Origin of the sequence: Hymenobacter sp. PAMC 26628 (assembly GCF_001562275.1) — a bacterium.
Taxonomy (GTDB): Bacteria; Bacteroidota; Bacteroidia; order Cytophagales; family Hymenobacteraceae; genus Hymenobacter.
In genome coordinates this window covers 728192-740025 of sequence record NZ_CP014304.1, presented here as the reverse complement: position 1 = coordinate 740025, position 11834 = coordinate 728192, and the positions used below count along the sequence as shown (strand labels likewise).

Genomic DNA, 11834 nt, shown 5'->3' with positions numbered 1-11834 from the left:
TCCTCGCTAATTCCCTTTCGCTCACCCAATCATCATGAAAAACTACCTGTTCTTAGTGGCCGGCACGGCCCTTTCGCTGGCCTCCTGCTCGAAGTCAAAAACGACCGAAACCACCACTACCGCGGGCATGGCCGGCGACTCGACGGCGATGACATCCTCGACGACGTCGAACACGATGTACACCGACGAAGCCTACAAGTCGCGCTCGAAACGCATTGCCGACAAGTACGCCACCGACATGAAGATTACGGACCCAGCGATGCGCGAGAAAATCAGCACCGCCTACTACAACCGCTCGAAGCGCTACGGCGAGATGAAGACCAAGTACGCCTCGGACACCACCGGCATGGGCGCCGCCATGCGCGACTACAATACGGCCACCGACACCGAATTTAAGGGCATTTACACCGACCCGGCTCAGTACAAATCGTACGAGTCGAGCCGCACCAATTACAACGAGGACTCCTACCTGAACGACGCCTCCAGTGCCTCTTCGTCCTCGTCGATGAGCCCCGACTCCAGCTCGACGATGAGCAGCGGCAGCGCCATGAGCGGCACCACTGACGACAACGCCATGGGCTCGCCGGCCGGCGCTACGACGGGCGCCACCGTGAGCAAATCGAAAACCAAGCTCACCGACGGCACGAAAATCAAAGTAAAGGAAGACGGCCAAGTGAAGCTAAAAGACGCCGACGGCGCCAAAATGAAGCAATAACCAGCGCCTTCGGCCGGAGATTCCGCGCCGTTCGTCTACTGGAGCCCGCGCCTGCAACGGCGCGGGCTTTTCTTTGCTCTTTAGGTGGGCCCCATGGGCCGGTTTTTGCGTTTATAGCCCCGAATGACGTTGCGATTTTTCGATTTGATGCGCCGCGGCTGGCCCTGGGTGCTGGCGCTGCTGGCCGGGCTGGCCTTGCCGGCGCAGGCCCAACAAAAGGTGCGCGTGAGCGGTACCATTTCGGCGTTCGACTTGCGTGAACCCATTCCGGGGGCCTCGGTGCGGGTGGTGCGCACCCGCGTGGGGCAGGCCGCGGGCCTCAAAGGCGAGTTTGAAATCGACGCCCTCCCCACCGACACGCTCTTATTCCGGGCCGTGGGCTTCCGGGCGCGGCTGCTGCCGCTGGGGGGCACCGGCATTTCGCAGCTCATCATCCAGGTGCAGTTGCAGCGCGACAGCGTGCGCCTGAGCGAAGTGAAAGTCATCAGCGACCGCCCCGACCGGGCGATGATCAACCGGGCCCTGCGCAACATGAAGCGCCCCGCGCCACCGGTGGTGAGTGGGGCCAAGCGCCCGCCGCGCCCCAAGCCCATGTTCCCCGTCGATTCGAGCGCGCCCAAGGCCCCCGTGCCCACCCTCGAAAGCCCCGTGAGCTTGCTCTACGAGCAGTTTTCACGCGAGGGCAAGCAGCGCAAAAAGGTGCGGGCCCTGGAAGCGGCCGACCAGGCCGAGAAGGACCGCAAGGCCCGCGCCAAGTACAACAAGGCCTTTAAGGATAACCGCGGCTACGAGCCGTAGGGCCCCGGGGCCCCAACCCCGGCCGGGCCTTCGCGTAAGCACAGGGTATGAAAATTGGGTATCCCTGCGTGAACGAGGCGATGGATTGCAGCGCCGCCAACACCTTCCGGCTGGCCTCTTACTCAGAAGAGCGCCTCGTGGCGGCCGTGGCCGCCAACCTGGCCTGCCTGCGCCGCCTGCTGGAATGGAACGTGGCCCAGGGCCTGCTGTTCTTCCGCATGGGCTCGGGCATTGTGCCCTTCGGCTCGCACGAAATCAACACCTTCCCGTGGCAGCAGCACTTCGGGGCCGAGTTTAGGGCCCTGGGCGACTACATCAAGGCCCACAACTTGCGCGTCAGCTTCCACCCCGACCAGTTCGTGGTGCTGAACTCGCCGAGCCCGGCCATTGTGCAGCGCAGCGTCGAGGAGCTGATTTACCAGGGCTCGATGCTGGACCTGATGGGGCTGGACGGCACGGCCAAGCTGCAAATTCACGTGGGGGGTTTGTACGGCGACCGGGAACTGGCCATCAGCCGGTTTGCGGATGTGTACGCCACCCTGCCGGCCGCCGTACGGGCCCGCGTGGTGGTGGAAAATGACGACCGCCTGTTTCCGCTGCGCGACTGCCTCGACCTGCACGCCCGCACCGGCGTGCCCATCCTGTTCGACAACTTCCACCACGAATGCCTCAACCACGGCGAACCCATGCACGAGGCCCTGCGCCTGGCCGCCGCCACCTGGCGCCCCACCGCCGACGGCGTGCCAATGATGGACTACAGCTCGCAGGCCCCCGCCGAGCGCAAGGGCAAGCACACTACGTCGATGGTTGAGGAGCTGTTCCGCGGCTTCGTAGCCGAGTTGCACGGGCTCGATTTTGACATGATGCTGGAAATTAAAGACAAAGAAGCCAGCGCGTTGCGCGCCGTGGCCATTTTGCGCGAGTTGGGCTTGGCCGCCCCCGCGCCTGGGGGCCCCGTGCCGCCCCTGGCCTTGCCCCCGGGCCCCGGTGCACCCCCCAAGGCGCGCGCCAAAAAGGCCGTTAAAAGCTAGCTTCTCGCCGCCCGCGGGCACGGGGCCCCACAATTTTTTATTTATCCTACCGAATTTTCACCCTCTTTTTCAATCAGCACCATGCCTTTCGACCACCTGCACGCCACCGTCAGCGCCCTCAAAAATGGCCTCACCAGCCTTCCCCTGGGCTCGGCCATGGACAATACCGAAACCTGGCAGCAGCAGTTTCTGCAGAGCGGCCAGCCCGGTCTGCAAGACATTGCCCGCGAACTCGGCAACCTCCAGTCGCTGCTCACCAGCGGGGCCCTCGACGGCGCCGCCATCGCCAACTCGCTGAGCATGCTCGGCGACCAAACCGGCGAAGCCGCCGCCCAAGCCCCCGACGAGCTCAAGAAACCCCTTACCGAACTCGCCGACCTACTGCGTCGTCACGGCGGTGACCTAGCCGCCCATAACGAACGGACCGGCGAATAATCACTCGTTTGGTCGTAACCGCAAAAAGCCCCGCTGACGAACTCAGCGGGGCTTTTTGCGGCATCATCAGGGCCCTAGTAGGGCGTCGTACTGCTGCGGCTGCGATTATCACGGCTCGGCACCACATCAGTCGATTCGCGCCGGGGCTGCTGGCGGATTATGGGCCGCTCGCGGACATCGGGCACTGCCGTGGGCGAGCCTTCGGGTGTACTCGCCGGCGCAAAGCCCGATTCTGGGTCGAGGCGCGAAGGCTGGGCGTCGCGGCTAGTAGTCGTGCGCTGCACTTCGGCCGGTCCTTGGATGGTGCTCTGGTTAAGGCCTGGGTTGATGGGCGGTACCACTGTTTGGCCCTGTGCCCCGCCCCGCACCGGCGCTGTGGGGTCGAACGGCACCGTCTGGGCCTTAGCTGCCACTCCCAGCAGCAGCAGTCCCATTGTAAAGAAGTTTTTCATAGTAAAAGGAATACCTGAATACAGCCAAAGCAAAACGACGGCTGCTTCTAAGCGAAACAGCCGTCGTTTTAATTACGCAGTATGGCCCACGGCCAAAACTGTGCTTAGTTCATCGGCTTGGTTTTGCTTTTAGCCTTACCGTCGCGCATCGAGCGCTTAGATTTTTTGTTCGACATCGTGCCGTTGTGCATGCTACCATCGCTCATGGTGCCGGTGCCCATCGTACCGTTACCCATAGTGCCAGTCGTCGTGCCGTTGCCCATGGTGCCGGTCGTCGTGCCGGTACCCATGGTGCCGGTCGTCGTGCCGGTACCCATCGTGCCCGTAGCAGGCGTCTGCATAGTGCCGGTCGTACCCGACGTAGTGCCCGGCGTCGTTTGAGCCATCGACACGCTTGTTGCACCAACAGTCAACAAAGCGGCGAGGAAGATTTGGGAAGCTTTCATAGTAAATTAACTTAAGTGGAAAGTGGGAAACTCAATATTTGGCAACCAAAGCAATTGTGCTGAGGTGGCATTTATACGAGAAGGATTTCTGAGGGTTATAGTTTTTCTAATTATAATATTATGTCATTATGCACAGTCACCAACGCCTATGCTAACGCACGATACCAGTAACCTCAACCATAGCAGCGACATAGGATCAATTTCCTGGCCAGTACACTTACTCTTTCTACCAGTTCGACCACCGGCCCCTTTCCTAAAAGATGAGGAAGAGCCAACCGATAGCCGTGTGTACACCGACTATGAAACCGCTCTAGTAGAAGTTATCCGTACAAATAGCCGAAAAACCACAACCGCCTTTTTCATCTATAAATTGCTAAAGCTCTAACAATAAAATACAGTTGTATTAAATAGATCGGCGGCAGTCTAACCCAGGATGATACTACGATTATAATTATCAATAATGATTTTAATTCGGGCCGTGTGCATTTTCAGGCATTTACTGAAGGAACAACTATTGCGCACGAGCACGCCGCCACGCTGGCGCAAAGAGCATTTAACGGACTCCACGGTGTTGGTGTGGCCTTCGCCTTTGGGGCAGGGCCGGTGCTGGTACCGGAACAGGACGTCGGCGTTGGCTTTTCGCTCGTCGGTGAAGTACCAGCTGCGGCGCCCATAACGCGGGGGCAAGGCCTGCCAGAGACGGCGGGCCGGGGCTTCGCCCCGGTTGCCCAGCATCCACCTATAAACTACTGCCCGGGGCCGGGCGGTTGCCCAAAGCGTGCTTCACACCCAGCGGGCTCACAAATGGCACGTTCTTAGCGGCAGGCTTGGCGACGGAATCGGCCGCCGCGGCCGCGGCAGTGGGGTTGAGCGATGCTGACTCGGTTTGGGCGGGGGCGTTCAGGGCCTCATCGCTGGGACGGGGCCCCGACGGCGTACCGGGCACACCGCCAGGCGATGCAGCAGGTACCTCGGTAGTGGGTTGGCGCGCGGGCTCGTTGCACGCAACCAACAGCACGCTGGCTCCGGCAAGGAGCCCAGCCGTTGTTGACCGTATTCTTTTCATGGCTAACAGCAAGATTGGCATTTCCCTTCTAAAACGCACTCGTCAGCTCTAGGTTGGTATTTCACTGAAAACAAAATGCACTTTTCTGTTTAGAAGTGAAGGTGTTCTTCGAAACTGCAAAAGCTTAAACTTCTCGGTTCGGCTGGCGTGACTCACACACCAAACCTATGCCCAGAGCGCATTGAGGCCTAATCCCTTCTTTTATTCGTCTGATTAACCCAGTTAGTAGCGGTGTTAATTGGGTACTATATGGGGTGATATGATTGAGCGAGATGGTTTGAAGCTATTGACTCAATAAGTTACTGGTGAGCAAAATACAACAATTGGCAATCAAGGCTGGATTATGGCCGTGCGTAGTTAATAGTAGTTAGGCTTGGGCGGCGCCAGCACGCGCAACGCCATGGGCGGCACCCAGTGGGGCCGGTTAGCGGCCGTGCGCATCTCCTGGCTGGTAGCATGGATGGTCACAATTAGTCGATTGGACAGCCAGAACTGGCCAAGTGCCGGCTGCCTAACCGACCACTGTTGGCTTGTTTGAGGTGTTTCAAAGAATAGGTGAGTAAAACCGACTCTTTCATATAGCCAGGGCAGGGTATTCCACAAGCCTAAGCGCTGACCACGCCACCCCTCTGTGTCCAACCGGCCAATTGTTCACCTCAATCGATGAATTTCACTGCACCCGCCAGCGCCGCCCGGCTGGGGCCCCACGTAGTATAACAGGGGCCCATAGCGGTAGCTGTCTCCAACCCACCTGCTTTTCGTGCCCTTGGCAGCAAAGCCTCATTGCTCCCCCCTCCCCCGCACCAGTCACGGCTTTAACGAAACCAAATGCGTCCAGGGCTGGGCGAGCGAGGATGCGGGAAGCACGTGGTGCCATCACGCGGCGAAGAAGGCAGCCAAATCTGCCGCGCACCAAGTAGCGGAGCAGCGACTTCAACTTTGAAATTATTCATCCAAACCGTCCCCCGGAAAAACAAAAACCCCGTTTCTGAGCCAGAAACAGGGTTTAAAGTGGAGCTGCAGGGATTCGAACCCTGGTCCAGACAAGGAGACCAACGTGCTTTCTACGTGCGTATCTATGCTTGAATTTTCGAAGGATTCCAGGCGCACATCAGGCCCTTGAAATCCCCTTAGCTGCAGTTGGGTTTCGCCCCCGAATCACAGCTCTTCGGAGGCTAGTTTCTACTTACGACGCGCCGAACTCCCAGGTGTAAAAACTTACCCGAGCGGCACGATGGCATTACCTAATTCTGAACTAGGCAGCCATGGCGTACGAATAGTCGCCAGTTGTTGTTTGAGCGATTTTTTTTACGGGAGAGCTTCGTTCAACTCCCGGCACGCTTACCCGCGATATGCGCAAGCTGTCAATTCCGGTCAGCCCCAAATGTTAGAAGAACGAGTTTCCGTTGCGCAACTCAGATGAGCTGCCTGGCGGGCCGCAAAGGTACGCGGGATTGGCTAAACGCCGGCGGTGGCGGAAAGGTTTCGTGGGGCCCCGGCCCGGCCCAGGGCCCCACAGCAGGCTTTCAAACGCCCTGTTTTCGGGGTAACTTTGTAGGAAGTCTTATGGAGAATTTTGTCGTTTCGGCCCGGAAGTATCGTCCCGCCACCTTCCGCAGCGTGGTGGGGCAGCAGCACGTCACCACCACGCTGCAAAACGCCATTCAGAGCCAGCACCTGGCCCAGGCGTTCCTGTTTTGCGGGCCCCGCGGGGTGGGCAAAACCACCTGCGCCCGCATCCTGGCCAAAACTATTAACTGCACCAACCTCACGCCCGAAACCGAGGCCTGCGGTGTCTGCGCCTCGTGCGTGGCGTTCCAGGAAAACGCTTCGTTCAACGTGCACGAGCTGGACGCCGCCTCCAACAACTCGGTCGAGGACATTCGCTCGCTGGTGGAGCAAGTGCGCTACCCCCCGCAGGCCGGCAGCAAGTACAAGGTCTACATCATCGACGAAGTGCACATGCTGTCCAATCAGGCCTTTAACGCCTTTTTGAAGACGCTGGAAGAGCCGCCGTCCTACGCCATTTTCATCCTGGCCACCACCGAGCGCCACAAAATCATCCCCACGATTTTGTCGCGCTGCCAAATTTTCGACTTCAGCCGCATCCGGGTTGACGACATGCGCCAGCACCTGCGCTACGTGGCCACCCAGGAAGGCGTAGGGGCTGAGGACGATGCTTTGCACCTGCTGGCCCAAAAGGCCGACGGGGGCCTGCGCGACGCGTTGTCGATGTTCGACCAGATGGTGACTTTTGCGGGCAACAACCTGACGTACAAGGACGTGGTGCAAAACCTCCACGTGCTGGACTACGATTACTATTTCCGGCTGGTGGATGCGCTGCTGCAAGAGAACCTTTCGGCCGCGCTGCTTCTGCTGGATGAAGTGATGCAGCAAGGCTTTGACCTGCACAATTTTGTGGTGGGTGCAGCCGAGCACCTGCGTGGCCTGCTAGTGTGCAAAGACGCCGTGACGGTGCAGCTGCTGGAAGTGTCGGATGGCATCAAGAAGCAGTACGTGGCGCAGGCGCAAGCCGCCCCCCTGGCCTTCGTGCTCTCGGCCCTGAACTTGGTGAGCCAGTGCGACCGCGAGTTTAAGCAAGCCAAAAACCAGCGCCTGCACGTCGAACTTACGCTCATGAAGCTGGCTTACCTCAACGGGGCCGTGCAGTTTGTGCGCGACGTGAACGGCACTGAAGCCGCTAAAAAAAAAACTAGCAGCCTAGCCGAGGCCCCCACGCCGGCCGCTGCCAGGGCCCCGGCGCCCGTTCAAGCTGCCCCAGCCCCGCTGCCGGGGCCCCCACTGGCCGCTGCCCCGCCTGCCCCTGCCCTGCCAAGCGTTACCCCAGTGCCCGCCCCCGTAGTATCGGCCCCCGCGCCGGCCGATGGCCCCGAGCCACTACCCGTGGAAAACGGCGTGGACGAGTTGCATGACACGCCCAGTATCGAGGCCGAACCGGATGCGGCCGTTACCGACCGCCACCAGATGCGCGACACGTTCCCGCACGTGGAAGTGGGCGTGCCGAGCATGGAAGGCCTGGAGCCAGAGCCGCGCCCGGCCCCGCCGTCGCTCCTCAACTTGGGGGCCAGCACGGGTGGCAAATTACCCAGCCTCAAAGACTTCAGCACCCGGCCCGCAGTTGCCAAAGCCGGCCCGGCGCTGGCCGACCCGCTGCCCAGCTCGGGGCCCGTGGCGCCCATCGACGACGCGCTGCTGCAACGCGTGTGGCGCGAAATGGCCGAGGAGCGCCGGGCCCAGGAGCGCATGAGCGAGTACACGCTGCTTAACCGCGCCGTGGCCGCCGGGCCCGACCACCGCATCGAGCTGACCGTGGACAACCCGGTGCAGGAAGACCAGTTCAACGAGATGCGCACCGAGTTTTTAGTAGAGCTGCGGCGACGCACCGGCCACCCCCGCCTCAACGTGGTGCCGGTGGTGGCGCAGGCGGCGCCCACCGCCCGGAAATTGTACACGGCCACCGACAAATTTGAGTACTTGGCCGAGCGGTTCCCCGCCTTACGCGAGGCCAAGCAGCGGCTGGGGCTGGAGGCTGATTTTTAGCGAGTTGGGCTAGTAAAAAAGTTGGGTTTGCGGAATGGTGCGGCCAGTGCGTAGCGTGCAGCCTGGGGCCCTGGGCGGCGGGTAATATCCTGGGTTTCTCCTATAAAAACCGTTTTTTATTCCCCTATTAGCCAACTACCTTTGTTTTTTCGTCCAGCTATTAGCTTCCCGCGCGCCCGATTTCGTGAAAAAATCTTCTTTGCTGTTACTTCCGGCCTTGGCAGCCCTGGGTTTTGCGACCGAATGCCAGACCAGTAAGCCGGCGGCCACCACCACGGCACCGGCCGCCCCGGCCCCGCCGGCCGCCGCAAAGGAAAAGACCTATTCTTACGAAACGGCCCCCAACGACCCGCTCAACGCCCGCATCTACCACCTGGCCAACGGCCTGACGGTGTACTTGTCGGACTACAAAAACGCGCCGCGCATCCAAACTTACGTGGCCGTGCGGGCGGGTTCGAAAAACGACCCGGCGGCCGCCACCGGCCTGGCCCACTACCTCGAACACATGGTGTTCAAGGGCACGTCGCGGCTCGGTACCAAAGATTGGAGCAAGGAAAAGCCCGAGCTGGACAAGATTGAGGCCCTGTACGAAACCTACCGCGGCCAGCGCAACGACCCCGCCGCCCGCAAGCGCACCTACCACCAGATTGACTCCATTTCGGGGGTGGCGGCCCGCTACGCCGTGCCCAACGAGTACGACAAGCTGATGGGCAGCCTCGGCTCGAAGGGCTCGAACGCGCACACCTCGAACGAGGAAACGGTGTACCAGGAAGACATTCCGAGCAACCAGCTGGAAAAGTGGGCCGCTGTGCAGAGCGAGCGGTTCACCGAAATGGTGCCGCGCCTGTTTCACACCGAGCTGGAGGCCGTGTACGAGGAGAAAAACCGGGGGCTCGACAGCGACTTCAGCAAGGAGTTTGAAGCGCTGAACGCGGCGCTCTACCCCACGCACCCCTACGGCACGCAGACGACCATTGGCACGATTGAGCACCTGCAAAACCCGTCGATTACGGAGATTAAGAAGTACTTCGGCGAGTACTACGTACCCAACAACGTGGCGCTATGCCTGAGCGGCGACCTGGACTACGACCAAACCATTCGGCTGATTGACAAGTATTTTGGAACCTGGCAACAGAAGACCGTGCCGGCGTTTAACGCACCCGTCGAGCAACCGATTGCGGCTCCCATCACCAAGGAAGTAGTGGGGCCCCAGGCTGAGAACGTGATGGTGGGCTACCGCTTTGCGGGCAAAGCCACTCGCGACGGCCTACGGCTGCGGATGCTGGACAAGATCCTGACCAACGGCCAGGCCGGCCTGTTCGACCTCGACCTGAACCAGCAGCAAAAGGTACTGCAAGCCAGCACCTTTACCGACCTGAACGACGATTATTCCGCACACATCCTGTTCGGCACGCCCCGCCAGGGCCAGTCGCTGGAAGCGGTGCAGGCCCTGATGCTGGCCGAAGTAGCAAAAGTGAAGCAGGACCAGTTCCCGGACTGGCTGATTCCGGCCATCGTGAACAACGAAAAGCTGCAACGCACCAAGGACTACGAGAGCAACCTGGCCCGCGCTAGCGCCTTCTACGAGTCGTTTATTGAGCGCATTAGTTGGGCCGATTACGTGAAGCAACAGGAGGATTTTGGCACCATCACGAAGGCCGAAATCGTGAAGTTTGCCAACGACCACTACGGCGCCAATTACGTCACCATTTACAAGCGCACTGGCACCGACCCCAACAAGGTGAAGGTGGTAAAGCCCGCCATTACGCCGGTGCCAGCCAACCGCGACGCGGCCTCGGTCTACTACACCGAGGTTTCGAAGCTGCCGAGCACGGAGTTGCAGCCGGTGTTCGTGGACTACAAAAAGGATATTCAGCAGGTGGAAGTAAAGCCCGGCCTGCCGCTGTACTACACCAAGAATACCGAGAACGGGCTGTTCAGCCTGTTTTACGCCATCGACCTGGGCACCAATAATCTGCCGCTGCTCGACGTAGCCACCGATTATATGCAGTACTTGGGTACCGGGCAGTACTCGGCGGCGCAGTTGCAACAGGAGTTTTACAAGCTGGGTTGCTCGTTTGCGGTCAGCAGCAGCCAGGACCGGGTGCTCGTCAGCCTCAGCGGACTGGACAGCAACCTGGTGCCGGCGCTCAAGCTGTTTGAGCAGCTGCTCAACAACCCGCGCCCCGACGCGGCGGCCCTCAAAAACCAGGTGGCCGGTATTTTGAAGCAGCGCCAGGATGCCAAGCTCAACAAGGGCGTGATTCTGAACCAGGCCATGCTGAACTACGCGAAGTATGGCGCGCGCAACCCATTTACTAACATCGTATCCGAGGCGCAGTTGAAATCGCTGAAGCCGGAGCAACTGACAGCTCTGCTAAAATCGCTGCCGACGTATGAGCACCGGGTGCTGTACTACGGGCCGCGTGCTATATCAGGCAATGATATATACACCAATGGCACCACGCTTGTTGGTATTACAGGTGTAGTTGCATCCGCTCACAAAACCCCCGCCAAACTAACGCCCGACCCCGCCGCTAAAGACTTCGCCGAGCAGCCGCTGAAAGACCGCAAGGTGTATTGGGCCGACTACAACATGGTGCAGGCCGAAATCCTGTTCCTGACCAAGGGCGACCTCTACGACAAGGGCTTGGTGCCCACGGTGAGCCTCTACAACGAATACTTCGGCGGCGGCATGGGCAGCATCGTGTTCCAGGACCTGCGCGAGAGCAAAGCCCTGGCCTACTCGGCCAGCTCGCGCTACGCCAGCGCCGACAAGCTGGGCCGCTCCAACTACATCGTGAGCTACATCGGCACCCAGAGCGATAAGCTGCCCGAGGCCATGACCGGCATGGAAGGCCTGCTCACCGACATGCCCATGGCCGAAGCCAACCTCCAGATTGCCAAGCAGTCCATCCGCAACAGCATCGCCACCGACCGCATCACCCACGAAGGCATTTTGCTGAGCTACGAGCGGGCCCGCCGCCTGGGCCTCGACTACGACGTGCGCCGCGACGTATACGAGCAAACCGCCAAGATGAGCTTTGACGATTTGAAGAAGTTTCAGGCCGCCAAAGTAAAGGGCCAGAACCAAGTAGTGCTGGTCATCGGCTCAAAAGACCGGCTCAACTTCAAGGAGCTGGCCAAGTATGGCACCGTGCAGCAGCTCACCCTGAAAGAACTGTTCGGCTATTGATGTTTAGTGGCCTATGGGGCCCCGGCAGTTGTCAGGCTGCGGGGCCCGGCCGGCGATTTGCCCGAAGCGGCGACGCCGCGGGCCGCACCCCAATTCCCACCCTGATAACGATTACCTACTCACTGACAACGCAC

General features: G+C 60.1%; 10 protein-coding genes and 1 other RNA gene. 6 read left to right on the top strand and 5 right to left on the bottom strand.

Going from position 1 to position 11834, the window contains the following annotated elements; all coding sequences use genetic code 11:
• Window positions 1–34 precede the first annotated feature (34 nt).
• The 4 genes from AXW84_RS03545 (at window position 35) to AXW84_RS03530 (ending at window position 2979) form a co-directional block, all read left to right on the top strand.
• Window positions 35–715 carry a hypothetical protein gene (locus AXW84_RS03545; protein ID WP_068228765.1) on the top strand — a complete coding sequence of 227 codons (681 nt, stop codon included), beginning with the start codon at window positions 35–37 and terminating at the stop codon, window positions 713–715.
• Window positions 716–838: 123 nt separating this feature from the next.
• Window positions 839–1513, top strand: a complete 675-nt coding sequence (locus tag AXW84_RS03540) for a carboxypeptidase-like regulatory domain-containing protein (protein ID WP_082773678.1) — start codon at window positions 839–841, stop codon at window positions 1511–1513.
• Between the two features lie 47 nt (window positions 1514–1560).
• On the top strand, window positions 1561–2544 hold the full coding sequence (uvsE, locus tag AXW84_RS03535; RefSeq protein WP_082773677.1) for a UV DNA damage repair endonuclease UvsE: 984 nt from the start codon (window positions 1561–1563) through the stop codon (window positions 2542–2544).
• An 81-nt stretch (window positions 2545–2625) separates the two neighbouring features.
• On the top strand, window positions 2626–2979 hold the full coding sequence (locus tag AXW84_RS03530) for a hypothetical protein (RefSeq protein WP_068228759.1): 354 nt from the start codon (window positions 2626–2628) through the stop codon (window positions 2977–2979).
• Window positions 2980–3053: 74 nt separating this feature from the next.
• On the opposite strand, the gene AXW84_RS03525 is transcribed toward AXW84_RS03530, so the two are convergent.
• From AXW84_RS03525 to ssrA, 5 genes are all read right to left on the bottom strand, one after another.
• On the bottom strand, window positions 3054–3431 hold the full coding sequence (locus AXW84_RS03525) for a hypothetical protein (protein ID WP_068228756.1): 378 nt from the start codon (window positions 3429–3431) through the stop codon (window positions 3054–3056).
• A gap of 104 nt (window positions 3432–3535) precedes the next feature.
• Window positions 3536–3877: a hypothetical protein gene (locus AXW84_RS03520; protein ID WP_068228753.1), complete on the bottom strand. Its 342-nt coding sequence runs from the start codon at window positions 3875–3877 to the stop codon at window positions 3536–3538.
• A 423-nt stretch (window positions 3878–4300) separates the two neighbouring features.
• Window positions 4301–4612, bottom strand: coding sequence for an IS1 family transposase (locus tag AXW84_RS03515; protein WP_068228749.1), 312 nt, complete (start codon window positions 4610–4612; stop codon window positions 4301–4303).
• 4 nt (window positions 4613–4616) lie between these two features.
• On the bottom strand, window positions 4617–4895 hold the full coding sequence (locus AXW84_RS24445; RefSeq protein ID WP_157886791.1) for a hypothetical protein: 279 nt from the start codon (window positions 4893–4895) through the stop codon (window positions 4617–4619).
• A 1057-nt stretch (window positions 4896–5952) separates the two neighbouring features.
• Window positions 5953–6325: a transfer-messenger RNA gene (ssrA, locus tag AXW84_RS03510) on the bottom strand.
• Between the two features lie 184 nt (window positions 6326–6509).
• Between ssrA and AXW84_RS03505 the strand changes: the two genes are divergently transcribed.
• Together AXW84_RS03505 and AXW84_RS03500 are read left to right on the top strand one after the other, a co-directional pair.
• Window positions 6510–8504 (top strand): DNA polymerase III subunit gamma/tau, encoded by a 1995-nt coding sequence (locus AXW84_RS03505; protein ID WP_068228746.1) that lies wholly within the window; start codon window positions 6510–6512, stop codon window positions 8502–8504.
• 184 nt (window positions 8505–8688) lie between these two features.
• Window positions 8689–11700 (top strand): M16 family metallopeptidase, encoded by a 3012-nt coding sequence (locus tag AXW84_RS03500; RefSeq protein ID WP_236943238.1) that lies wholly within the window; start codon window positions 8689–8691, stop codon window positions 11698–11700.
• Window positions 11701–11834: the final 134 nt, after the last annotated feature.